The 24,643-nt window shown below is 71.6% G+C and carries 19 protein-coding genes; 4 read left to right on the plus strand and 15 right to left on the minus strand.

From position 1 onward, the window contains the following. The first annotated feature begins 19 nt into the window (after nucleotides 1-19). Nucleotides 20-1,372 (plus strand): hemolysin family protein, encoded by a 1,353-nt coding sequence (locus CLT71_RS20840; RefSeq protein WP_101368584.1) that lies wholly within the window; start codon nucleotides 20-22, stop codon nucleotides 1,370-1,372. Next, nucleotides 1,369-2,403 (plus strand): hemolysin family protein, encoded by a 1,035-nt coding sequence (locus CLT71_RS20845; RefSeq protein ID WP_101368585.1) that lies wholly within the window; start codon nucleotides 1,369-1,371, stop codon nucleotides 2,401-2,403. Before CLT71_RS20840 ends, CLT71_RS20845 begins: the two co-directional genes overlap by 4 nt. A 95-nt stretch (nucleotides 2,404-2,498) precedes the next feature. On the opposite strand, the gene CLT71_RS20850 is transcribed toward CLT71_RS20845, so the two are convergent. Then, the gene (locus CLT71_RS20850) at nucleotides 2,499-3,359 is read right to left on the minus strand and encodes an SMP-30/gluconolactonase/LRE family protein (protein ID WP_199187669.1); all 861 of its coding nucleotides are present in this window, start codon (nucleotides 3,357-3,359) and stop codon (nucleotides 2,499-2,501) included. 30 nt (nucleotides 3,360-3,389) lie between these two features. Continuing rightward, nucleotides 3,390-4,955 carry a MocR-like pyridoxine biosynthesis transcription factor PdxR gene (gene pdxR / locus CLT71_RS20855; protein ID WP_101368586.1) on the minus strand — a complete coding sequence of 522 codons (1,566 nt, stop codon included), beginning with the start codon at nucleotides 4,953-4,955 and terminating at the stop codon, nucleotides 3,390-3,392. 80 nt (nucleotides 4,956-5,035) lie between these two features. On the opposite strand from pdxR, the gene CLT71_RS20860 reads away from it, so the two are divergent. Beyond that, nucleotides 5,036-5,752 (plus strand): phenylalanine--tRNA ligase beta subunit-related protein, encoded by a 717-nt coding sequence (locus CLT71_RS20860; protein ID WP_101368587.1) that lies wholly within the window; start codon nucleotides 5,036-5,038, stop codon nucleotides 5,750-5,752. Nucleotides 5,753-5,882: 130 nt separating this feature from the next. Here the strand turns inward: CLT71_RS20860 and CLT71_RS20865 are convergent, their stop codons facing one another. The 5 genes from CLT71_RS20865 to CLT71_RS20885 all read right to left on the minus strand — a co-directional run bounded on the left by CLT71_RS20865 (nucleotide 5,883) and on the right by CLT71_RS20885 (nucleotide 11,488). Next, nucleotides 5,883-6,578 carry a C39 family peptidase gene (locus CLT71_RS20865; protein WP_101367426.1) on the minus strand — a complete coding sequence of 232 codons (696 nt, stop codon included), beginning with the start codon at nucleotides 6,576-6,578 and terminating at the stop codon, nucleotides 5,883-5,885. A gap of 257 nt (nucleotides 6,579-6,835) precedes the next feature. Further along, nucleotides 6,836-7,648 carry an alpha/beta fold hydrolase gene (locus tag CLT71_RS20870; protein ID WP_101368588.1) on the minus strand — a complete coding sequence of 271 codons (813 nt, stop codon included), beginning with the start codon at nucleotides 7,646-7,648 and terminating at the stop codon, nucleotides 6,836-6,838. A gap of 76 nt (nucleotides 7,649-7,724) precedes the next feature. Continuing rightward, nucleotides 7,725-8,894 carry a MalY/PatB family protein gene (locus CLT71_RS20875; protein WP_486483371.1) on the minus strand — a complete coding sequence of 390 codons (1,170 nt, stop codon included), beginning with the start codon at nucleotides 8,892-8,894 and terminating at the stop codon, nucleotides 7,725-7,727. Between the two features lie 90 nt (nucleotides 8,895-8,984). Continuing rightward, nucleotides 8,985-9,509, minus strand: a complete 525-nt coding sequence (locus tag CLT71_RS20880) for a hypothetical protein (protein WP_101368590.1) — start codon at nucleotides 9,507-9,509, stop codon at nucleotides 8,985-8,987. Nucleotides 9,510-9,583: 74 nt separating this feature from the next. Next, nucleotides 9,584-11,488 (minus strand): ABC transporter ATP-binding protein, encoded by a 1,905-nt coding sequence (locus tag CLT71_RS20885; RefSeq protein ID WP_101368591.1) that lies wholly within the window; start codon nucleotides 11,486-11,488, stop codon nucleotides 9,584-9,586. A gap of 158 nt (nucleotides 11,489-11,646) precedes the next feature. On the opposite strand from CLT71_RS20885, the gene CLT71_RS20890 reads away from it, so the two are divergent. Beyond that, nucleotides 11,647-13,167, plus strand: a complete 1,521-nt coding sequence (locus tag CLT71_RS20890; RefSeq protein ID WP_101368592.1) for a glycosyltransferase family 39 protein — start codon at nucleotides 11,647-11,649, stop codon at nucleotides 13,165-13,167. 80 nt (nucleotides 13,168-13,247) lie between these two features. Here CLT71_RS20890 and lon read toward each other — a convergent pair whose 3' ends face one another. The 8 genes from lon to CLT71_RS20930 form a co-directional block, all read right to left on the minus strand. Next, complete coding sequence (gene lon, locus CLT71_RS20895) at nucleotides 13,248-15,590, minus strand: endopeptidase La (protein ID WP_101368593.1); 2,343 nt, start codon at nucleotides 15,588-15,590, stop codon at nucleotides 13,248-13,250. A 127-nt stretch (nucleotides 15,591-15,717) separates the two neighbouring features. Then, nucleotides 15,718-16,755, minus strand: coding sequence for a hypothetical protein (locus tag CLT71_RS20900; protein WP_143743520.1), 1,038 nt, complete (start codon nucleotides 16,753-16,755; stop codon nucleotides 15,718-15,720). Nucleotides 16,756-16,801: 46 nt separating this feature from the next. After that, entirely contained in the window at nucleotides 16,802-17,833 is a 1,032-nt protein-coding gene (locus CLT71_RS20905) for a LuxR C-terminal-related transcriptional regulator (RefSeq protein ID WP_101368595.1), read from the minus strand. Nucleotides 17,834-17,981: 148 nt separating this feature from the next. Beyond that, nucleotides 17,982-19,046: a hypothetical protein gene (locus CLT71_RS20910; protein ID WP_101368596.1), complete on the minus strand. Its 1,065-nt coding sequence runs from the start codon at nucleotides 19,044-19,046 to the stop codon at nucleotides 17,982-17,984. Next, nucleotides 19,043-20,023: a LuxR C-terminal-related transcriptional regulator gene (locus CLT71_RS20915; protein ID WP_143743521.1), complete on the minus strand. Its 981-nt coding sequence runs from the start codon at nucleotides 20,021-20,023 to the stop codon at nucleotides 19,043-19,045. Before CLT71_RS20915 ends, CLT71_RS20910 begins: the two co-directional genes overlap by 4 nt. Nucleotides 20,024-20,456: 433 nt before the next feature. Continuing rightward, the gene (locus tag CLT71_RS20920; protein WP_143743523.1) at nucleotides 20,457-21,464 is read right to left on the minus strand and encodes a fibronectin type III domain-containing protein; all 1,008 of its coding nucleotides are present in this window, start codon (nucleotides 21,462-21,464) and stop codon (nucleotides 20,457-20,459) included. Between the two features lie 168 nt (nucleotides 21,465-21,632). Then, entirely contained in the window at nucleotides 21,633-22,925 is a 1,293-nt protein-coding gene (locus CLT71_RS20925) for a hypothetical protein (protein WP_101368599.1), read from the minus strand. Between the two features lie 179 nt (nucleotides 22,926-23,104). Beyond that, nucleotides 23,105-24,418, minus strand: a complete 1,314-nt coding sequence (locus CLT71_RS20930) for a hypothetical protein (protein WP_101368600.1) — start codon at nucleotides 24,416-24,418, stop codon at nucleotides 23,105-23,107. Nucleotides 24,419-24,643 lie beyond the last annotated feature (225 nt).

A 24,643-nucleotide genomic window follows, 5' to 3' on the forward strand; every position in this document is an offset into this window, starting at 1 on the left:
GCGGGAGAGGGGCTGACCGATGCATGAGTGGGTCCTGCTGGGGATCGGGTTGATCCTCACCGTCGGGACCGGCCTGTTCGTGGCTTCCGAGTTCGCTCTGGTCAATCTCGACCGGGCAGATCTGGAGGCCCGCCGGGCCCGGGGCGAGAAGCGCCTGGGTCCGACCATCTCGGCGTTGAAGATCACGTCAACACACCTGTCGAGCGCCCAGCTCGGCATCTCGCTGACCACCCTGCTCACCGGCTACACCTTCGAACCGGCGGTCAGCGCCCTGCTCGCCGGCCCGCTCGGCACGATCGGAGTGCCGGAGCGCGTGGTGCCCGGGGTGGGGGCGGTGGCCGGTATCGGGCTGGCGACCCTGTTCTCGATGGTGATCGGCGAGCTGGTGCCGAAGAACTTCGCCCTCGCGGTGCCGCTGCGCACGGCGAAGCTCGTGGTGCCGTTCCAGTCCGCCTTCACCACCGTGTTCAAACCGCTGATCCTGCTGTTCAACAACACGGCCAACGCCGTCATCCGCGCCTTCGGGATCGAACCCAAGGAAGAACTGTCCGGCGCCCGCAGCGCCGAGGAACTCAGTTCGCTGCTGCGGCACTCGGCGCGGGCCGGCGTACTCGATCCGGACCACGCCACGCTGCTCGACCGTACCCTGCGGTTCTCCGGTCGGGACGCCTCCGACGTGCTGACCCCCCGGGTACGCATGACGTCGGTCAATTCCGCCGCCACGGCCGCGGAGATCCTGGAACGCTCGATCGCCACCGGCCTGTCCCGGTTCCCGGTGATCGGCCGGGGCGTCGACGACATCATCGGCGTCCTGCACGTCAAGCACGCCTTCGCCGTCGCGGCGGAGCGCCGGTCGCAGGTACGGGCGGAAGATCTCATGGTCGAGCCGTTGCGGATCCCGGAGACCATGGGCCTGGACACCCTGTTGCCGGCCCTGCGTGGCGAGGGCCTCCAGTTCGCGGTGGTCTACGACGAGCATGGCGGTACGGCCGGCATCGTCACCCTCGAAGACCTCGTCGAGGAGATCGTCGGTGATCTCGAGGACGAGCACGACCGGGCGCGGACCCTTGTGGTACGCCGTGGCCGGTCGATCCTCTTCGACGCCTCGCTCCGCCCTGACGAGCTGCTCGAACGGGCCAAGATCATGATCCCCGAGGATGACGACTACGACACGGTCGCCGGGTTCGTCACCGCGCGCCTCGGGCGGATCCCCCGGGTCGGCGACGAGATCGCCGTCGAGGGCGGAGTGCTCCGCGTCGAACACCTCAACGGCCGACAGGTCGACCGGCTGCGGTTCGTCCCCACCGGGGGCAGCGGCGGACCGGAGGCCGATCGGCCGGCGGACGTCCGCGCTGCGGAGGTTGCCCGATGAGCGAGTACCTGCCCGGCATCATCTGGCTCGGCGTCCTGCTGGTCGTCAACGCGTTCTTCGTGGGTGCGGAGTTCGCGGTCATCTCCGCGCGGCGCTCCCAGATCGAGCCCCGTGCCCAGGCGGGCAGCCGCGCGGCCCGGACCAGCCTGTGGGCGATGGAGCACGCCACCCTGATGCTGGCGACCAGCCAGCTCGGCATCACGGTCTGTTCGCTGCTCATCCTGAACGTCTCCGAGCCGGCGATCCACCACCTGCTGGAGATCCCGCTCGCGCACACCCCGCTGTCGCCGGAATCGGTCACCGTGCTCGCCTTCGTCGTCGCGCTGATGCTTGTGACGTTCCTGCACGTGGTGTTCGGCGAGATGGTGCCGAAGAACATCTCGTTCTCGGTGCCCACCGCGGCGGTCCTTTTCCTCGCTCCTCCCCTGGTCTTCGTGGCCCGGGTGCTCAAGCCGATCATCTGGAGCCTGAACGGGATCGCGAACGGCATCCTCCGGCTGTTCCGGGTCACCCCCAAGGACGAGGCCACCAGCACCTACACCCTGGACCAGGTCGCGACGATCGTGGCGCAGTCGACCCGGGAAGGGGTACTCGTCGACGGCTCGGGCACCCTGACCGCGGCCGTCGAGTTCACCGGGAAGACCGTCGCCGACGTGGAGGTTCCGCTCGACGAGCTCGTCGTCCTGTCCACCAGGGTCACGCCGGCCGAGATCCAGCGGGCGGTCGCCACGCACGGCTACTCCCGCTACCTCCTCACCGACAACGGCGAGCCGAACGGATATCTGCACATCAAGGACGTCATGGACCTCACCGGCAGCGCCTACGGCGAAGCCGTACCCGCCAAGCGGGTACGGCGACTCGCCGCGGTGCGGCGCGACGGCGAGCTGGAGGAGGCCCTGGCCACGATGAGGCGCGGCGGCGCCCACATCGCCCGGGTCCTCGACGACACGGGACGCGCCACAGGGGTGATCTTCCTTGAGGACATCGTCGAGGAGTTGGTCGGCGAGGTCCAGGACGCGACCACACGCTGACCGGGCCGCTCGCCGGGGCGACCCGGCACAGCACACCAGTTCTGTGACGAGGTCACGGTGGAGCGGCTCGGCCGGCGAGGAGGGCCGGTGGCGGTTCAGTCCCGGAACGGGGTGACCGGTAGCCCGGCGACCCCGGGATCTGCCCGGAACAGCGCCCCGGCCCCCGGCTCCGGGTCGGTCAGGCCGAGCCGGGAGGTGGTGATGTAGAGGTCGCGTAGCTCCGGCCCGCCGAAGGTGCAGGCGGTGACCTGGCCGGCCGGCACCGGCAGCCGTACGTCGAGCCGTCCGTCCGGCGCGTAGCGGCGTACCTCGCCGCCGCCCCAGAGCGCGACCCACACCCCTCCCTCGGCGTCCACGGTCAGCCCGTCGGGTGCGCCGTCGGAGGACTCGATCCGGGCGAACGGCCGTCGTCCGGTCAGGCCGGGGCGCTCCGGGTCGTAGTCGAAGACGTCGACGCGCTGGGTCGGGGTGTCGACGTAGTACGCCCGGGTGCCGTCGGGCGACCAGCCGATGCCGTTGGAGATGGTGACGTCGGCCAGGACCGGCCGGGCCGTCAGGTCGGCGTCCAGCCGGTAGAGCGTCCCCGCACCCGGCCGGCTGTCGTACGCCATCGAGCCGCAGTAGAACCGGCCGGCCGGGTCACAGCCGCCCTCGTTCATCCGTACGTCGGGATCGGTCCAGAGGTCGGGCAGCCGGCGTACCGGCCGGAGTTGCCCGTCGGTGAGGACGAACCCGCGCTCGACCGCGACCAGGTAGCCGTCGTCACCGGCCCGGGGCCGGACCACCGCCGCGACGCTGTCGACGTGGTGCCGCCGCACCTGCGGGCTGTCCGGCGCCATCGTCAGTACGTCGCCGGCCAGCATGTCCACCCACAACAGCCGTTCCGTCCGGGGGTCCCAGACCGGTCCCTCGGCATGCTCGCAGCACGGATCCGTCACCTGCGTCGCGTCCACCACGTCGCGCTCCTTTCGACAGCCCCGATCATGTCAGCGCGGTACGGCACCGACGATGGCGATGCCGTCGGAGATCTCGGCGGTGCTGCTGGCGGCGTAGCCGAGCACCAGTCCGGGCCGGCCGGGACGCTGCCGGTGCCAGGAGAGCGGCTGCACCTTGACTCCCCGGGCCAGTGCCGCGGTCGCCAGTGCGACGTCGTCGACCGCGCCGGCACCCTCCGGAAAGGTGATCATGAGGTGCAGTCCCGCCGCCGCGCCGTGCACCACCGCGTCCGGCAGGTGGGTACGGATCGCCGCGATCATCGCGTCCCGGCGGCGTACGTGCCGACGGCGCAGGAACCGCAGTTGCCGCTCCAGCGCCCCCGAGTCGATCAGCTCGGCGAGTACCAGTTGCGGCAGCGCGGCGTTGCCGAGATCAGCGGTCCGCTTGGCGTCGACCAGGGCGGCCCGGTACCGGCTCGGCGCCAGCAGCCAGCCCACCCGCAGGGCCGGGGCCAGCAGCTTGGAGACGCTGCCGGCGTAACAGACCTGTTCGGGTAATACGGCGCGCAGCGCCGGTACGGGTGGCCGGTCGTACCTGTGCTCGGCGTCGTAGTCGTCCTCCACGATCAACCCGCCGCCGGCCGCCCAGCGCATCAGCTCGCGCCGCCGGGCGCCGTCCAGCACCACCCCGGTCGGGAACTGGTGTGCCGGGGTCAGCATCACCGCCGGAGCGCCGCCGGCGACCAACTCGTCGACGCGCAGCCCGCCGGCGTCGACCGGGATCGGCGGCGTCGCCAGGCCCCAGCTGCGCAGTTGCTGCCGTACCCCGAGCGAGCCCGGGTCCTCCACCGCTACCGTCCGCACCCCGTCGGCGTGCAACACCTGGCCGAGCAGGGTCAACGCCTGCGCGACCCCGGCCACCACGAGCACGTCGTCCGGGTCCACCGCGATGCCCCGGCTGCGGGCCAGCCAGTGTGCGACGGCGAGCCGCAGCCTCGGGGTGCCTCTCGGGTCGCCGTAGCCGAAGTCGCCGGGGGTCAGGTCGTGCAGCACGGCGCGTTCGGCCCGCAGCCAGGCCGCGCGCGGAAAGGCGGCGAGATCGGGTACGCCGGGCGTCAGGTCGATCCGGGCCGGCGCCGCGCGGAGCGAGTCGAAGATGTCGGGGCGGGGGTCGGTACCAAAAAGCCCGGGGTCCGGTGCCCGGGTGCCGCTGGATCCGGACGCCGGGGTGCTGGTCGGCGCAACCGACCTCGACACGCGGCCCGGGGGCGGCCCGGTCGGGGTGCGGGTCGTCCGGGACGGCACGGCCGGTGCATCGAGCGGGGCGGAGACGACGACGGTACCGCCCCGGCCCCGCCCGGCGACGTGCCCGTCCTCGACGAGCCGCTGGTACGCCTCGGTGACCACGCCCCGGGAGACGCCCAGCTCGGCGGCGAGTACCCGGGTCGCCGGCAACCGCCCGCCCACCGGCACCCGGCCGTCCGAGATCGCCAACCGCAGCCGGCCGGCGAGCCAGTCGGCCCGGCCACCGGCCGGCGCGTCGCCGATGTCGAGCTGGAGGAAGTCCGAGCCGGACGGTATGGACCTGTCGGCTGCTTCCTGTTTGGCCCTGTCCATCAGACCATTGTGCCGGGCAGAGTAAGCGGGACCGACGCCGCCGCGGGCCGGCGGAGCGCGCACGGACAACGAGGTGACACGTGTACTTCCAGCACTCGGCCGAGATCTGGTCCGACCATCCGGAGTTGGTCGCCGGGGTGGTCGCCGCCACCGGCCTGACCCGGAACGCCGGACCGGCCATCGACTCCGCGGTCGACTCGGCGATCGCCAGGTTCACCGCCACCGCCGCGACCCGGCTCGCCGAAGGCCCGGCCGCCGAGCAGCCCGAGATCCGGGCCTGGCGCCGCGCCTTCACCCGGATGGGGCTGAAGCCGACGCAGTACCGGTGCGCGGCGGAGGCGCTGCTGCGCCGCTTCGCCCGGGAGGGCTCGCTGCCCCGGATCCATCCGCTGATCGACCTCTGCAACGCCGCCTCGCTCGCCTACGCGATCCCGGTCGGCGTCTTCGACGTGACCCGGATCGCCGGAAACCTGGAGGTACGGCCGGCCGACGGCACGGAGACCTACCTGACCTTCTCGGGTGAGTCGGAGCATCCCGCCGTCGGGGAGGTCGTCTTCGCCGACGCCGACGGTCGGGCCCACGCGCGGCGCTGGACCAACCGGCAGAGCGGCTACTCGGCGGTCCGGGAGGGCACCGACGAGATCCTGATCGTGATCGAGGGACTGCACGAGAGCGCGTCGGCCGACGTCCCGAAGCTCACCGCCACGCTCGCGGACGAACTCGCCGCGCTCTGGGCGGTCGAACCGACGACCGCGATCCTGAGCCGGGACAGTCCGCGATTCGAATTCGGCGCCTGAGACCCCGCCGGTACGGGGGTGGCGGGCTCTCAGCTCCGGGCCGGCACGTGCCGATGGTCTGGAGATGGTGAGAGGGCCAGCCCCGGGTGGGGTTGGCCCTCTCACGTGTGCTGTGTGTGTTGTGTTGTTGTTATGCGGAGTAGCCGCGTTCGGTGGCCCAGTTGGCGAGGGTGATGGTGCTCATCCAGTACTCGCCCTGGTTGGGGTTGGCCGGGTCGGCGATCTTGACCTTGCGGCCGTGGTCGTCGTATCCGACCACGGTCAGGTAGTGCCCGCCGGGGTAGGAGTGCGACATGCCGTCGGTGTCGGTGGCGGTGCCCTTGATGTTCATCACCACCGGACGCTTGGCGTCGATCGCGTTGACGATGTCGACCTGGAGTCGGTCCATCTGTTCGGGCTTGGCGGTGCTGTCCGGGATCGCGACGGTGTGGTAGTCCTTACCGCCGGTGGAGTTGAGTACCCGGGTGGTGTCCTCGGCCGAGTTGGTGCCGGCCTCGGTGGTGCCGAGTTGCTTGGCGACCTCGTCCTGCGACGGGGTGTGTCCCTGTGCCGACAGGGCGATCCGGGTCGCGGCGGGTGCGCAGTAGTAGAAGTTCTCCTGCGCCTTGTACTGGTAGTCCAGGACCTTCGACGGGGCCCGCTTGTCGATCTGCTTGATGTCGGCGGTCACCGACGCGGCGGTCGGGGAGCCGGTGCCGGGGTTGTCCATCGCGATCACCGGGCCGGCGAACGCGCCGCCGACGACGGCGAGTCCGGCGATGCCCAGGGCGGTCTTACGCATCGGGGTGTCGGTGATGGCCGGTAGCCATCGCTTGACGTGAGTCATGATGGTCGCCTTCCATTCCGGGGGTGCGACACGGTGGACGTGTCGAAGGGAAGAAGAACGGCATGCCCGCTACCGGGGTGCCGGGGAGATGTAACCGGGGCCGGCGGCCCGTCATTCCCGCAGGCCGGCCAACCGCGCCCACAGCCGGGGGACCGCTGCTGCGGACGTGCGCCAGGTATAACGACCGCCCCCGGCCCGGTGTTCCGCGATCCGCCCCCGCCAGCCACCCGATCATGACCAAAAACCGGACAGCCGGATCACGACCGGACGGCGGTCAACCCGTCGAGCAGCGCCAGTACCCGGGCGGGATCCTCGACGTGGGCGTTGTGCCCCAGACCGGACAGCGTGCACGTCGGCGCACCGAACCGGGCCAACTCGTCGTCACCGACCATCGGGTCGTGCTCGCCACGGGCCAGCAGCACCGGGGCGGAGACCGCCGCCAGTGACCCGCCCAGCTCGGGAGCCCCGACGCCGAACGCACGCGGATCCATCGCCAGCCTGAAACGGCCGTCCCCGACCGGGACGATTCCGCCGTCGACCACCGGATCGTCCGGTTCGACCAACCCGGCCAGCCCGGAGACCCGCAGATGGCGTCGCGCCGCCTCGGCACGGGAGTCGTACCAGGTGACCGGCCGGTCGGCCAGCGCGGCGGCCCTGGCCAGTTCGTCGGCGGTCCAGCCGACCTTCACACCCAGCCCGACGACCGCCTCTACCGCCCAGCCGGCCCCGCCACCGGCCGGACCGTCCGCGCCACGCCCAGCCAGGGCGAGCCCCACCGCACCTCCCAGCGAGTGCCCGACCACCACCACCCGGTCCCCGGGCGAGAGCAGTCCGGCCAGGCCGGCGGCGAGCGAGTCGAAGGAGTACCGGTCGAGTGGCGCCGAGCCGCCGTGCCCGGGTAGGTCCGGCGCCAGCCAGCGTCCCGGCCAGCGGTCGGCGAGCAGCCCCGCCCAGCCCCGCCACACGTCGCCGGTCGCGCCCATCCCGTGCAACAGCAGCAGCACCGGCTGGCCGGTACCCCCACCGAGCGCCACCCGCAGGTCCCCGGCCGCCGGATCCGCACCCGTCATGCCGAGCAGTCTGCCACCGGGAACCGCCGTACCGGGTCTGCTGATCGACGGCGATTCCCGGCCCGTGGTCGACAGGTCAGCGCAGCGCGGCGGCCATCCGGCGGACAGCCTCGGTGACCAGTTCCGGCGAGGCCGCCAGGTTGAACCGGGCGTGTCCGGCACCGCCGGTGCCGAAGAGCGGCCCGGAGACCAGCGCCACCCGGCCGCGCTCCAGGAACACCTCGGCCGGATCGGCGGGTGCACCAGAGTCACCGCCCGGCAGGGGCAGGTCGCGGCAGTCCAGCCAGGTCAGATAGGTGCCCTCCGGCGGCCGGTACCGCACCTGCGGCAGATGCTCGGCGAGCAGGGCGCCGAGGAGCCGGCGGTTCTGGTCGAGCCCGGCCAGCAGTTCGTCGAGCCACCCGCCGCCGTGGCGGAACGCGGCGGTGTGCGCGAGCGCACCCAGATGACTGGCACCGTCGCCGGCAACCTTCGGCATCCGGGCCAGGTCGTCGGCGGCCGCCGGCCCGGCGACCGCCAGCGCCGCCTTCACCCCGGCCAGGTTCCACGCCTTCGACGCGGAGTGCAGCGCGAGGCCGCGTTCGGCGCCGGGCATCGAGAGGTACGGCCGGAACGTCACGCCCGGATAGATCAGCGGCGCGTGGATCTCGTCCACCACCACGCGTACGCCGTACCGGTCGGAAAGCTCGATCACCATCGCGAGTTCGTCGGCGGTGTGCACGGTGCCGGTCGGGTTGTGCGGGCTGCACAGCAGGTAGGCGGCCGACCGTCCCCCGTCGACGGCCTCGGCGAAGGCACGCTCCAGGGCATCCGGGTCGAGCCGGTACTCCGCGTTCAGCGGCGCCTCGACGACCCGCCGGTCCGCACCCCGGACGAAGTCGTAGAAGGGCGGGTAGACGGGCGGATTGATCACGACCGCGTCGCCGTACCCGGTGACCAGCCTGACCATCTCGACGACGCCGAGCATCACGTCGGGGACCAGCCGGGTGTGCTCGACCTTCGGGGCCCAGCCCCAGCGTTCCCGGGCGAAGCCGGCGAGCGCCGAGGCGTAGTCAGTACCGTCCGGCGGGTAGCCGGTGTCGCCGAGCCCGATGGCGTCGGTCAGCGCCCGCGCCACCGGCTCGGCGAGCGGCACGTCCATCTCGGCGACCCAGAGCGGGAGTACGTCCGGCGGGTACCGTCGCCACTTCTCGCTGGTACGGCGTCGCAGGTCGGCCAGGGAGAGAGTCTGCAATGGGTTGCCCACCAGGCCACGGTACTGCTTCTCCCGCCGGGTGACTCCGCCGTGCCATCCCGGCCGGTCGGCGCCGCGTTGCCGATCACCCGTGCCCGGCGGTTACGGCATCTGTACCGGATACGACCCCGGCCCGTACGGCATCGAACTGGGCTGCACCGGATGGGTCTCCCGGCGTTCGGCCTGGGCGAACCCGGCGGACCGGCTGTTCACCTGCGGCCAGCCGCCGGCCTCGTGGAACAGCCGCAGTGCGGTCGCCACCACCTCGGCCAGCGACTCGTTCGCCTCGATCTCGATGGTGGCGCCCGGAGTGTCGATCCGTACCTTGGTCGGGCTGGCCGAGCCGTCGCCGGACGACCGCGACACCGCCTCGCCGGCCGGGGCCGACGCCGGCTCCGGTGCCACGGGTACCGGTGTCGCGGGGTGCGGCGTCGGCGCCTCGGCGGTGGTCGGGCCGTCCGGTGCCGTGGGGACGTCCGGCGGCGGCGTGGTCTCGGGGATCGGGGTGGTATCGGGTGTCGGCGAGATCTCCGGGATCGGCGTGGTCTCGGGGGCGATCTCCGGCGGCGCCGGCTGGGCGGGTACCGATCCGGCAGCGGACCCGACTCGGGATGGTTCGATTGTCACCCAGTCATTGTCGGGTCGAGCCGCATCGGTCCGCCACGCCGTCCCGAGGTCGTGGACGTGCGAGAACCGGCCGGTCAGCCGGCGACCAGTTCCGCCTCCTCGGCCCGGGGCCGCCGGTCCTCCTGCTCGAACTGGGTCCGGTACAGCTCCTCGTAGCGGCCACCGGCGGCGAGCAGTTCCTCGTGGGTACCGCGCTCCACGATCCGGCCCTCCTCCACCACCAGGATCTGATCGGCGGCCCGTACGGTGGAGAGCCGGTGCGCGATCACCAACGCCGTACGGTCGGCAAGTGCCTCGCCGAGCGCCGCCTGCACCGCCGCCTCGGAGGTGGAGTCGAGGTGCGCGGTCGCCTCGTCCAGGATCACCACCCGGGGCCGGGCCAGCAGCAGCCGGGCGATGGTCAGCCGCTGCCGCTCACCGCCGGAGAGCCGGTAGCCGCGCTCGCCGACCACGGTGTCGAGCCCGTCCGGCAGCCCCTCGATCAGGTCGGCGAGCCGGGCCCGGCGCAGCACGTCCCAGAGTTCCTCCTCGCCTGCGTCGGGCCGGGCCAGCAGCAGGTTCGCCCGGATGGTGTCGTGGAAGAGGTGCCCGTCCTGGGTGACCAGGCCGAGCGTGTCCCGGATCGAGTCGGCGGTGAGGTCCCGGACGTCCTGCCCGGCCAGGCGTACGGCGCCGGAGTCGGTGTCGTAGAGCCGGGGTACGAGCTGGGCGATCGTGGACTTGCCGGCCCCGGAGGAGCCGACCAGCGCGACGAGTTGGCCCGGCTCGACCCGGAACGACACGTCGTGCAGCACCTCGACCCCGCCCCGGGTGCCCAGGGTCGCCACCTCTTCGAGGGAGGCGAGCGAGACCTTCTCCGCCGACGGGTAGCCGAAGCTCACCTCGGCCAGCTCGACCGATACCGGCCCGTCCGGAACGGAGCGCGCGTCCGGCTTCTCGGTGATCAGCGGCTTGAGGTCGAGGATCTCGAAGACCCGCTCGAAGCTGACCAGCGCGCTCATCACCTCGACCCGGGCGCTGGCCAGCGCGGTCAGCGGGGCGTAGAGCCGGGTCAGCAGCAGGGCGAGCGCGACCACGGCGCCCGGCTCCAGTTCGCCGCGCAGCGCGTAGAAGCCGCCGAGGCCGTACACCAGGGCGAGAGCCAGCGCCGAGACCAGGGTGAGCGCGGTGATGAAGACCGCCTGGAGCATCGCGGTGCGCACCCCGATGTCGCGGACCCGGCGGGCCCGCAGAGCGAACTCGGCCGACTCCTCCGCCGGCCGGCCGAAGAGCTTGACCAGGGTCGCGCCGGGCGCGGAGAACCGCTCGGTCATCTGGGTGCTCATCGTCGCGTTGTGGTTGGCGGCCTCGCGCTCCAGCCGGGCCAGCCGGCTGCCCATCCGGCGGGCCGGCAACACGAAGACCGGCAGCAGCACGAGCGCGAGCAGGGTGATCCGCCAGGAGATCCCGACCATCACCACCAGGGTGAGCAGCAGCGTGACGAGATTGCCGACCACCCCGGAGAGGGTGTCGGAGAAGGCCCGCTGCGCGCCGATCACGTCGTTGTTGAGCCGGCTGACCAGGGCACCGGTGCGGGTCCGGGTGAAGAAGGCGACAGGCATCCGCTGTACGTGGTCGAAGACCGTCGTACGCAGGTCGAGGATCAGCCCTTCGCCGATGCTCGCCGAGTGGTAGCGGGTGAGCAGCGCGAGGCCGGCCTCGGCCAGCGCGACGATCCCGATCAGCACGGCGAGCCCGACGACCAGATCGGTGCTCCCGCCGCCGACGATGCCGTCGACCACCCGACCGGCCAGCACCGGCGTGGCCACGGCGAGCACCGCCATCACCACACTGAGCAGCAGATAGAAGGTCAGCCGGCGGCGGTGTGGCCGGGCGAAGCCGGCGATGCGCCGGAGGGTGGCCATGGAGAACGGCCGCCTGTCCTGCTGGGCGTGCATCGCGTGGTAGAGCGAGTTCCACGCCGTTACTTCCATACTCATCGCTGGCACCCCTCCGTGAACACCGAATCGGCCGGACCCTATCGGCGCCCACCGACAGTACGACCTCAAGCAATGTCGAGGTCAACCGTCGGTGGTGCCCCCGCAACGGTCGGTCGGGGCGGAACGGCAGCACCGGAGATGTGACAGACTCGCGTCTCGTGCCGCTCCGCCTCCGCCGTCCCGGCCGCTACGGCCTGCTCGCCGCCGCGCTGGGCGCACTCGGTCTGTTCTGGCGGATCTGGCTGACCGTGGTCGGCACCCCGCCCACCAACAGCGACGAGGCCACCATGGGACTGGCCGCGCTGCACATCGCGCAGGGTCGGGACCTGCCGGTCTTCTTCTACGGACAGCACTACATGGGCACCATCGAGGCGTATCTGGCGGCGCCGCTCGTCGCGCTGGCCGGGCCCTCGGTGACCGCGCTGCGGATCCCCACGCTGCTGCTCTACGTGCTCTTCCTGGTGCTGATGTACCTGCTGGTCCGGCGCGTCTTCACCACCGGCCTGGCGGTGCTGACCGTCGGACTGCTGGCGCTGGGCTCCGACCGGACCGTGAAGAACCAGCTGATCGCCGGTGGCGGCTATCCGGAGACCGCCCCGATGGTCGCCGGGCTGCTGCTGCTCGGCTACCTGCTGGCCACCCGGGCAACCACCCGCTGGTACGCCTTCGCCGGCTGGGGCGTCCTGTTCGGACTGATCGCCTGGAACCACTGGCTGCCGGCACCGTACCTGCTCGGCGCGCTTGTGGTGCTCGGCACCGCCCGGGTACTGACCCGGCGCACCGCCGGGCTGGTCGGGGCCGGGCTGCTGGTCGGGGTACTGCCGCTGGTCGTCGGGAACGTGCAGGCCGGCTGGGGCGGAAACTCGCTGGCGGTCTTCCTCCGGCTGAACGGGGCCGGCACCGACGCCGGGCTCTGGGACCGGCTCGTCGGCGGTGCCTGGCTGGGCCTGCCGCTGGGCATGGGCCTGTGCGAGCCGAGTTCCTGCGCCGGCTGGTCGCTGTGGTGGGGACCGGTCGTACTGGTCCTGCTCGTCGCCGCCCTGCTGCTCGCGGTACGCCGGCTGCGTACCCCGGCGACGCCTGACCCGGTCGACCGCACCCGGGCGATGACCCGGCTGGTACTGGCCGCCGCCGGCCTGCTCAGCGTGCTCAGCTACGTACGCAGCCCGGCCGCCGCGGACTCCCCTGTGGAGAGTGCCCGCTACCTGTCGGTGCTGCTGCTCTCGCTGCCGGTGGCGCTCTGGCCGCTCTGGCGGCTGGTCCGGGCCGGCGGCCGTACGGCGGTTCCGGCGGCGCTGCCGATCGCCGCGCTCGCGGTCACCATGCTGGCCGCCACGGTGAGCCTGCTCGGCACCGTCGGCGAATACCGGGCGGAGCGCGCCGAGCGCTCGGAGGTGCTGGCCGCGTTGCGCGAGCGAGGGCTGAGCCATGTGCACGGCGGGTACTGGACCTGCAACTGGATCACCTACCTGAGCGCGGAACGGACCACCTGCGGCGTCGTCGACGACCGGCTCGACCGGGGACTCAACCGGTACCCCGGCCACTGGCGCCCGCAGCCGGAGGCCGTACTGGCGCCGATCGGCTCACCGCTGGACGCCGAGCTGGCCCGGCGGATGCCCGACAGCACCCCGGAGCGGGTTGCCGGTTACCACCTCTACCCACCGCCACCGGCCACCTGAGAGCCGGCAGCGCCAGACGGGGACGGGCCGCCCGCGCGGTGCGGGCGGCCCGTCGATGATCGTCGGAATCGGAATCGGGGTCAGGCGGCGGCCAGTGCCGGACCGTCGGCGGTGTCGAGCAGTCCGGCGTCGTCGGCCGGCCGCAGGGCCAGCGCCAGTACGTCCGCCACGTCGGTCAGGGTGTGCACGGTCAGCGCCTCCCGCACCTCGGTGGGCAGGTCGTCCAGGTCCGGTTCGTTCCGGGCCGGGATGATCACCTCGGTCAGTCCCGCCCGGTGTGCGGCGAGCAGCTTCTGCTTCACCCCGCCGATCGGCAACACCCGGCCGGAGAGGGTCACCTCGCCGGTCATGCCGAACTCCGGGCGTACCGGCCGGCCACTGGCCAGCGAGGCCAGCGCGGTGACCATGGTGATGCCGGCGCTCGGGCCGTCCTTCGGCACCGCACCCGCCGGTACGTGCAGGTGGATCCGCCGCCCCGCCAACGCGTTCGGGTCCAGCCCCAACGCCCGGCCGTTCGACCGGAGGTAGGAGAGCGCGATGTGCGCCGACTCCTTCATCACGTCGCCGAGCTGCCCGGTCAGGGTCAGCCCCGGCTCGCCCTCCATGCTTGTCGCCTCGATGAAGAGCACGTCACCACCGGCACCGGTCACCGCCAGCCCGGTCGCCACCCCGGGCACCGCCGTCCGCTCCGCCGACTCCGGCGTGAACTTCGGCCGCCCCAGATAGCTGGTCAGGTTGTCGGTGTCGACCCGTACCGGACCATCGGTCGAGGCCAGTGCAACCGCGACCTTGCGGAGGATCTTCGCCAGCGCGCGTTCGAGCTGGCGTACCCCGGCCTCCCGGGTGTGCTCGGCGGCGATCCGACCCAGCGCGGCGTCGGAGACGCTGACCTCGTCGGCGGTCAGCCCGGCCCGCTCGACCTGCCTGGGCAGCAGGTGGTCCCGGGCGATCGCGACCTTCTCCTCCTCGGTGTACCCGTCCAGGGTCACCAGCTCCATCCGGTCCAGCAGCGGGCCGGGGATCGCCTCCACCACGTTGGCGGTGGCCAGGAAGAGCACGTCGGACAGGTCGAGGTCGACCTCCAGGTAGTGGTCCCGGAAGGTGTGGTTCTGCGCCGGGTCCAGCACCTCCAGCAGGGCGGCGGCCGGGTCGCCGGCGTACCCCGCCGAGATCTTGTCGACCTCGTCGAGCAGCACGACCGGGTTCATCGAGCCCGCCTCGCGCAGCGCCCGGACGATCCGGCCGGGCAGCGCACCGACGTACGTCCGGCGGTGGCCACGGATCTCGGCCTCGTCCCGGATGCCGCCGAGGGAGACCCGGACGAACTTCCGGCCCAGCGCTCGGGCGACCGACTCGCCGAGGCTGGTCTTGCCGACTCCGGGCGGGCCGCCGAGGGCGAGCACCGCGCCCGAGCCACGGCCGCCGACGACCTGGAGGTTGCGGGCCGCGCGCCGGTTGCGCACCGCCAGGTACTCCAGGATGCGGTCCTTCACGTCGGCCAGGCCGGCGTGGTCGGCGTCCAGCACCTGCCGGGCCTGCACCAGGTCGGTGTTGTCCTCGGTACGCGTGGACCACGGCATCTCCAGCACCGTGTCCAGCCAGGTACGGATCCAGCCCGCCTCCGGAGAGGCGTCGCTGGCCCGTTCCAGCTTGCCGACCTCGCGCAGTGCCGCCTCGCGTACCTTGTCGGGCAGGTCGGCGGACTCGACCCGGGAGCGGTAGTCGGCCGAGCCGTCCGGCTCGTCCTCGCCCAGCTCCTTGCGGATCGCGGCGAGCTGCTGGCGGAGCAGGAACTCGCGCTGGGACTTCTCCAGTCCCTCCCGGACGTCGGAGTTGATCTGCTCGGTGACCTCCTGCTCGGCCAGGTACGCCTTCACCCAGCCAACCAGCAGTTCGAGCCGGGCTGTGACGTCCGGCGCGGCAAGCAGTTCGATCTTCTGTTCCAGGGTGAGCCACGGCGCGTAGCCGGCCGAGTCGGCCAGTTCGGTCAGGTCGGTCATCCGCTCGACCGCGTCGATGACCTGCCAGGCGCCACGCTGTTGTAGCAGTGACGTCACAAGTGCCCGGTACTCCCGGGCGAGTTCCTTGGCCCGGCCGGCCGGTGCCGGCTCGGTGATCGCGACTGTCTCGACCCAGAGCGCCGCGCCGGGTCCGGGGACTCCGGAGCCGATCCGGGCCCGGGACAGCCCGCGCACCACGGCGGCGGGTTCGCCGCTGGGCAGCCGGCCGACCTTCTCGATCGTGGCGATGACGCCGATGGAGCCGTACTCCCCGTCGACCCGGGGCACGGCCAGAAGCTTCTTGTCGCCCGTGGCCCGGGCGGCGTCCACCGCTGCCTGGGTGGTCGCCTCCAGGGTCACCGGGATGACCATGCCGGGCAGCAGGACAGCATCGGTCAGAGCAAGAACCGGAAGAGTTGCCATCACACACCTGCCATCGTTAGTTGAGCTTGTACGACTCAAGTAACAAACGGTGCTCCATGTTCCGGCTTGTGATCCAGAGCACTACGACGAGTGCCACGGCGGACCGGAGTTCCGGGGAACCGGACGCTCAGACCAGTGGCGGGCGACCAGCGCACGGCGGGATGAACCAGCCACGGCGGGCGGTACGGAGCAGCGCCGAGTGTCGGTCCGAGGCGTCGACCTTGACCACGACCCGCGCGACGATCTCCGCAACGCTGCCGCCCGGCAGCGCCAGGCCGACCTCGATCCGCCGGTCGGACCAGCCCTCCAGCAGCAGACCGACCACCACCAACTCGCGGCGGGTCAGCATCGACCGGCCGCCGGGCAGCGCAGACAGCACCAGCACCCCGACCGTCGACGGTGGCGCGGTGCCACAGGCCAGCACTGCGACCTGGAGAAACCCCGAGCGGTCGTCATGCTCTGCGGCGCCGGTCGGCCAGAGGAACGAGGCGGAGCCGCCGGAGTTCAGCACCTGGTGCAGGGCCACACCGGGTAACGCCGAATCGGGCGCCAGCAGCGGGTGACCGGGCAGGCCGGGCAGCGGGTGCGCCTCACCGTCTCGGGTCAGCACCGCCCCCGCCCGGGCGTTCCGGACGATCTGCGCCAGTACCGTCAGCGACCGCACCTGGTCGACGGCGGCGCCGACCCGGGGAGCCAGCGCACCGACCAGGTCCCGCTCGGCGTCGGTCGGCCGATCGGGGTCGTCGGTGGACATGATCAGTACCCCGACGTGCCGGCGGTCCGGGGCGAAGAGGCCGACCGCCATCCCCTCCCGGAAGCCGGCCGGGAGGTAGTACTCCCCCCAGACCGGCAGCTCGGCGAGCGGCACCGGCGAGTCACGGGCCCGCTGCGGCACGGGTGAGTTGGTCAGCCCGACCAGTTCGACCTGCTCCAGCAGTGCCGACGTGCCGAAGTAGTTCCGGGTCCGGGTGTCGTAACCGGTGCTGGCCACCTCGGTGTACCGGCGGCACCCGTCGTCGAACAGGGCGAGCCAGACGGCCTGTACCGGCATCACCTCGCCGATCCCGGCCAGCAACTCGTCCGCCCGACCGTCACGGCCCATTGCAGCGGCGATGTCGACCAGACCACGGAACGCCTTCGACGAAGACGGTGGCGGAGCGGTCATCACAAACCTTCGTCCATGGACGGGCCGGTACGACGACGTGGGACAGTCAACGTCGGATCCGGGCAAGGGGCTGGGGAACGTAGAGGCCGAGCCGCAGTGCGCGGACAGCAGCCAGGGTACGGGTCGGAGCTTCCAACTTGTCCAGTATGTGCTCGATGTGCGCGGCGACCGTGCGTTGAGTGATCCTCAGATGGTTCGCCATCCGCTGGTTGGGCCAGCCGTCGACGAGCAGTCCGAGGATCTCCAACTCGCGCCTGGTCAGATTGCGCAGGTCACTCGTTGGCGAGACCAGCAGTACCGCGAGCATGTATGCCGGCGCCGAGGTCGGACAGGCCAACACCGTCACCCGCAGGTGCCGACCCGGATCGTCCGGCGACGGGTACGGGCACAGGAACGCGTTGTGCACGTGCCCTTCGCGCAGTCCCGCCGCCGCGACCTCGAACACCGCCGACCCGGCACCGAGCAGTGGATGGTCGGGCAGCCCGGGCAGCGACAGCGCGTTACCGGCCCGGGTCAGCACCACACCCCACCGCGCGTCGGCGACGATCCTCGACAGCGTGACGATCGACCGCATCGGGTCGACGGCGTCAGCCACTGTCGGCGTGAGCATTCCGAGGAAGTCCCGTACCTCGTCGGTCGGCTGCGCCGGGTCGTCGGTGTGCAGAGTGATCAGTCCGAGGTGGCGACCGTCCCGGCTGAACAGGGTGAGGCCGACCCCCTCCCGGAAACCCGCCGGCTCCAGGTGCTCCGCCCAGGACGGCAACTCATCGAGCGGCACCGGGGAGTCCCGTACGCACATCGGCGGCCGGTCCCGGTCCATGCCCAGCAGCTCCATCTCCCGGTAGTGCTCCGAGCTGCGCATGTAGGCGAGAGCCTCTTCCGGGTAGCCCGACTCGGCCAGCCCCTCGAACTCCCGACGCTCGGGATCGAGCACGTGCATCATCGAGGCGCCGGTCGGCACCAGCCGATGCAGCACCCTCAGCAGTTCCGGCACGCGGTCCCGCACATCTCCCGGCATCGCCGCGATCCGCTCTATGTCGGCCACGATCTCGGCAGCACCGGGCGGCAGGTCAATCATCCCCCGTACCCGAGGACCGAGCCGTTACCCACATGACCCACTCCTTCGTCGTATCGCCAGCGCCGTCAACGCACCACCCGCACCGGTGCGGTTACCTATGAGAACGGCGGGAACCGCCACCGGAAACGGTGCCGAACCCGAGCCCCGCTCAGCCGAGTGGTGCCGTCCCGGACAGGTGGGGGATGAACCAGCCCCGCCGGGCCGCCCGCAGCAGGGCGACGTGCAGGTCCGGGGCTTCCAGGCCGTCGATGCTCCGCTCCACCGCCTCGGCGATCGCCGTACCCGGCAGGTCGAGCCCGACCGCGATCCGCTCCTCCGTCCAGCCCGCCAACAGTAGACCCAGTACCACCAGCTCGCGACGGCCCAGTGGACACCCGCCCGCCGGTGGCGGCGCCAGCATCGCCACCCCGACCAGTGGCGACAGGGCGGCGGAGCAACCCAGCACCACGACCCGGAGCATTTCGTCCGGCAGCTCCGGCCCACCGGCCGGGACCCGGTACGACCGCCGCGCCGGGCGCCGGACGGGCCAGAGGAACGAGAACGAGCCCTCGCCGCCCGGCGCGTGCTCGTCGATCACGGCGAGCAGCGTCGAGCCCGGCGCCAGCAGCGGATGGTCGGGCAGGCCACCGAGGGGCAGCGGATCGCCGGCCCGGGTCAGCACCACCCCGGCGACCGCGTCGTGTACGACCCTGGCCAGCGCCGACAGCGACTGCAGCGGGTCGAGGGTGGCGGCGATCCGGGGCGTCAGCAGGCCGATCAGGGCCCGCTCCGCATCGGTGGGATGGGCCGGGTCCTCGGTGCTGAGCACGAGCATGCCTACGTGGCGGCGATCCCGGCTGAAGAGGCCGACCGCCAGCCCTTCCCGGAACCCGGCCGGGTAATAGTAGTCGGCCCAGACCGGGAACTCGGCTGCCGGAACCGGCAGGTCCCGGCCGCGATAGGGCACCGACGACTCGGTCAGCCCCGCCTCTTCGGCCTGGCGCGTCGTCTCGCCGGTGCGGAAGTAGTTCCGGATCCGGTCGTCGTATCCGGTGGTGGCCACCTCGGTGAACCGGTGGGACCGGTCGTCGAAGAGGGACAACCAGACCGCGTCGTACGGCACCACCCTGCGCAGCAGGGACAGCCACTGTGCCGGGCGGTCCGCACCGACCGGGCTGGCGACGATCGACGCCGCCTCGCGGAAAAGTTCGGGAAGGGCAGGGGTACGGGTCATCTTCCACTCCGGGTCAGCGATCGCGGTACGTAGAGGCCCAGCCGCATCGCGCGTACCGCGGCCAGGGTGCGGGACGGGGCCGCCAGCTTGGCGAGGATGTGCTCGACGTGCGCGGCGACGGTACGCGGGGCGACCACCAGGACGTTGGCGATCCGCTGGTTGGACCAGCCCTCGATGAGCAGGCCGAGGATCTCCAGTTCCCGAGGGGTCAACCCGTGCAGGTCACCGGGTGCCGAGAAGAGCACCACCGCGTGCAGGTACGTCGGCGCGTGCCCCGGGCAGGCCAGCACGGTGACCCGGGTACAGCCCCGGCTGCCCGGTTCCAGCCCACCCGGGCAGAGGAACACGGCGTGCCGCTCCCCCTCGGCCAGGCTCTCCGCCGCCGCGACGAGCACCGCCGAGCCCGGCCGCAGCCGGGGATCGTCCGGCAGTCCGGGCAGCGTGAGCACGTCACCGGCACGGGTGAGCACCCCTCCGGCGACCGCCCCGGTGACGATTGTCGCGAGTGCGGCGACCGACCGCAGCGGGTCCACCGCATCGGCGATGACCGGGGCGAGCAGGCCGAGAAAGTCCCGGGCCTCGTCGGTCGGGTGCTCGACGGTCTCGGTGTGCATGGCCAGCACACCTATCTGCCGGCCGTCGGGGCTGAACAACGGGACGCCGACGCCCTCCTTGAAGCCGGCCGGGTCGAAGTGCTCGGCCCAGGAGCAGATCTCGGACACCGGGATCGGCGCATCCCTGACCCGTACCGGCGCCTGGTCACGGTGCAGCCCGAGCAGTTCCACCTCCTGGTAGTGCGCGTCCCCCAGGAGATAGGTCATGGTCGAGTCGCGGTAGCCCACGGCGCCGAGCGTCTCGAACCGGCAGCGCTCCGGATTCAGCACCTGAAGCACACCCGCCTCGTACGGCACCAGACGGCGCAGCGCCACGAAGAGTTCCGCCACCCGTTCCTCGGTACCGGCGGGCGAAGATGCCACCCTTTCGACCTCGGCGGCTATCTCCGCAGCGTACGGCGGAAGTTCAGCCACCCGTCAGTGTCCTGACCGTCGGCACATCGGATCGACGACTTCCTCTCATATCGGCAGTCCTGTCAATCGACAGCACCGGCACAGGTGCGATTACCTAGGTAAACGCCGGCCTGCACCGCAGGACACGCGGCCGTCGGCCCGGAAAGTGAACCGGTCTGGCGACGGACGGGAGCCAGCCGGCGTGGTGGTCGTGGAGGGCGCGCACGCTCCGGCGCGCCCTCCACCCGAAACCAGACGCCGCACCCCACCCCACCCGAACGAGTCACACCCTCCACCGAACCGGACAGCCGCTCCCAGCGAACCAGACACGCGCCCCACGGCACCACGCCCTCCAGCGAACCAGACACCGCGCTCCGTTGCCGGACAGGGTGTACGGGACCCGTCAGACCTGACAGAGCTGGCCGTTCAGGGCGATACGGTCCGGCGGGAAGTTCCCGGCGGCGAGGTATCCGATGGTCACCGTCTCACCCGGGGCTATCACCGCGTTCCAGTTGAGGTTGCGGGTGGTGACGACCCCGCCGACGTGGCTGACCAGCGCCGCGTTCCAGATGGCGGTGATCCGTTGCGAGTCCGGCAGGGCCCAGGAGATGGTCCACCCGTCGACCGGGGTGGCGGCGACGTTCCGGACCGAGATCCAGACGTCCGCATAGCCGCGCTGGGCCCGGGCCGTGCAGGTCGGCACCGGCCCGGTGGTCACGGCGACCTGGTTGGAGAGCGCCGAACGGTTACCCGCCTCGTCCACCGCCCGCACCGCGAACCGGTAGCCGGTGCGTGGCGTCAGCCCGGTGACCGTGTGCGAGGTACTGGGAATGACGGGCGGCATCAGCGGGACCTGTCCCACCACGCTGGCCGCGCCGGTCGGCCCGATCGACAGCACCTCGTACCGAGCCAGCAGCACGTTGTCACTGGATGGATTCCAGCGGAGGCCGACAGTGCTCTCTCCGACCTCTCCCACGGACAATGAGGTCGGTGCGGTCGGCGGCTGACTGTCGCCCGGCGGCAGGGTGTAGCGCAGCGACGGCGGCGCCGTCGACCGGTTGCCGGCGGCGTCCACCGCCCAGACCCCGAAGGTGTACGTCCGGGACGGCAGCATGCGGCCGAGCACGATGCTGTTGGTGGAAGTCCGGTGCAGCATCGCGATGTCGGTGAAGATCTGGGATACGTGGTATTCCACCACCCCCACGTTGTCGTTCGACGGTGTCCAGGTGAGTTCGACGGAGTTGGTGGTGGCGGCGACAACCGTGATCGGGCCCGGCGTGCTGGGCGGTTCGGTGTCCTCGGCCGACGCCTGCGCGGCGCTGCCGCCGGTGACCGTCAGGGTGGCGACGAGGACGGCCAGGATCAGGGTACGGGCCCGGTATCGGGTCGGGCGGAACGGACGACTGCGCACGGAACCCTCGCTCTCGATCACGAACGCCGGACGGACGCCGGATATTCATCGTGAACGATCGACGGCCGCCCAGGATCCCCCACCCGGGCAGTGTTTCCCTGGCACCCTGGCGGGCTGGGAGCCGCGACCCGACCGACAGCACGGCGCAGACCAGCATGGTGCCGCGGCTCAGCCGACGGTCCGGCGCAGATAGGAGACACAGGCGCGGTCCAGCGCCGTCATGCTCTCCCCGAGGGTCTTCTGCGTCGCCTGGTCGTGGTCCTCCGGGCCTACGGCCACCATCTCGTACCACCACCGGAACAGCTTGGCCTCGCCGTGCCGCTCGGCCACGCACGACATGGTGACGTGGCTTATCTGGTAGAAGGCACTCGCATCGCTGCGGGAGGCGTTGAAGCCCAGGCTGGGAAGTTGCACACTGCCCCGCCAGTCATCGCTGCGCAGGTGCGCACGGGCGTCGGCCAGCTGGTCACGAGCCGGCAGCCTGCCGCCCCACTGGATGTACTCGGCGATGCCCTCCGCGAGCCACTGCTGGCCACCTTCGAAGATGTCGTCCTGGGCCGGCGAGGTGATCACGTGCCCGAACTCGTGGCGCAACGTCGACAGCACCTGCGCCCGATCGGCCATGACGTCCATCTGCAGCACCACGTTGCCGGGCATCTTGTTGTTGCCGTACGCGTAAGCCGCCGCCCATTCGGGCTCGTCACCGCCCAACCAGGTGCGCCATTCCTTCGTCCCGGCCAGAAAGACGATGTAGCGCTCGGGTGCCTCCCGTCCGGCGAGCCGGCTGTACCGGTCGACGACCGACGCGGCCTGGTCACCTGCCGCCACCGCCTCGGCGAGCCGATCCGTCTCGCTCGGCGGGGCAGCCACGATCACCCGTCGCCCCTCCCGGAAGGTCAACCCGCCGCCCTCCCAGGGCAGCGGACGAGAGGCGTAACGGTCCCGTTCGGGTGCCCGGGATCCGGTGATGGTGACGGTCTGCTCGTCAGGTCCCCATCGGACGGTCATCACCTGGATGAGTCGCGGAGCCTCCGGATCGACGACCCTGGGCGGTGGACACTTCGGCACGGCGAGGCAGTACGAGACGACGACCTCGGTGTCACGCTCCTCTCCCAGCCTCAGCACCGGCCGGACCATCGGCTTGGCCTGCCAGGAGGAGACCCGCAGTGCCCGAAGCGCCTTGAACTGGCTGCGGTACGTCTCGCGGAGCTGTGCGTTGGCCGGGTCGAGCGGCGCAAGCCAGCCCTGTTCGTCGCCCCGAACCAACGCCTCGCCCTGCGCCTTGAGCAGTTGTTCCAGCCGCTCGCCCGGCCGCATCTCGACGGTCGGCGCTGCCGTCGGCGGCAGCACGACGTCGTCGACGGGCGAAACGATCTGACCGACCACCAACCGCAGCAGCGAGACCACCCCGACCAGCAGCAGTACGCCCGCTCCCGCGCCGACCGCCAGCCAGCGCCGCACCGACCAGCCGGTCGGACGGGTGGGGCGGGGCGCGGGCGGCCGGCCCGGGTATCCCGGCCAGGGTGCCGCCGGGTGAACGGGCGGCGGATGCGGCGCCGGGTACTGCGGTGGTGGATTTTGCGGTACCGGGTACCCGGGTGGCGGTGGGTGTTCCTGGTTGTGCACGGTCTCCCCGCCCTTCAGACGGTGCTGCGGATGTAGGAGAGACAGGCGCGATCCATCGCCGCCCAGCTCTCGCCGAAGTGCTTTCGGGTCGCCTGGTCGTCGTCGATCTCGCCGTGCACCACGTCGATCCACCAGCGGAACAGTTTCGACTCTCCGTGCCGCTTGGCCAGACAGCTCATCGTGAGATAGCTCAGGCCGTAGTAGGCGTCGAGCTCGATGTCCTTGGCATCCGCGTCCGGTGACGGCAACTTGATCGTCCGCGGCCAGCCCTTCTGGCGCACGTAGGTGCGGATGGAGTACATCCGGGGCGTACGGGACGCCGGCTGGCCGGACTGTCCGATGTACTCCGCGATTCCCTCCACCAACCACTTGTCGAACACCGACGTGCCGTACGGGTCGGAGCCGGTCGCCGTGACCACGTGTCCGAACTCGTGTCGCAGCATCGTTCCCATGAAGTCCCGGTCGACCCGACCCATCCTGATCACCACGTTGCTGGTCATCAGGCCCACCCGATAGGCGTAACCAGCGACCCACTTGCCCTTCCTGCCGCCCCGCCAGGCGTTCCACTCCGTCTCGCCGGCCATGAAGACGATGTAGTGCGTGGGCGGTTCACGCCCGGCGAGCCTGGCGTAACGGTCGACGATCGGGGCGGCCCGGTCAGCGGCGGCGACCACCTCGCCGAGCCGACTCCGCTGGCTGGCGGGGGTGGCCACGATCACCCGCCGCCCCTCCCGTACGGTCAGCCCGCCGCTCTCCCAGGGCAGCGGGCGCGCCTCGTACCGGTCCTGCTCGGCAGCCTTCGACCCGGTGACCAGGATCGTGCCGTCCTCGCCCCACCGGACCATCAGATCCTGGGTGAACTGCGCAGCCTCGCCGTACATCAGCTTGAACTCGGGGCACTTGGGGGTGCCGAAACAGTAGGCGACCATCATCCGCGCCTCGGTCTCCTGGCCGTACACCACGATCGGCGGGATGCCCATCTTGACCTGCCAACCCGAGATCTTCAGCGCCCGCAGCACCTTGAACTGGCTGCGATAGTGCTCGTAGAGCTTCCGGTTGCCCGGGTCGATCGGGGCCAGCCAGCCCTGCTCGTCGCCACGGAGCAACGCCTCCCCCTGCGCGTGGAGCATCTGCTCCAGCCGCTTCGCCGGGTGCACCGACGGCTCCGGTGACGCCGAAGCGGACGGCTGGTCCGCGACCACGGGATTGTCGCCGCCCCTGTCGCCGACGACCACCGCCGCCACCCCCACCAGCAGTACGACCAGGACAGCGGCACCCACCGCCAGCCAGAGCTTGTACGACCGCCGCCCGCCACCCTGCGGCGGCACTCCGCCAACCGGTCCCGCCCCAGGCGGCGCCATCCGCCCAGGCGGCACTTGATATGCCGGCGGCAGACCCGAGTAGCCCGCTGCCGGTGGCGGATAGCCCGGCGCCTGCGGCGGAGCCGGATATCCATGCGATGGCGGATAGCCCGGTGCAAGCGGCGGGTAGCCGGCTCTGGGTGGCCAATGCCCCGGCGGCGTCCCGTCCGGCTTGGGGTGTCCTCCGCCAGG

Source organism: Plantactinospora sp. CNZ320 (assembly GCF_002846275.1).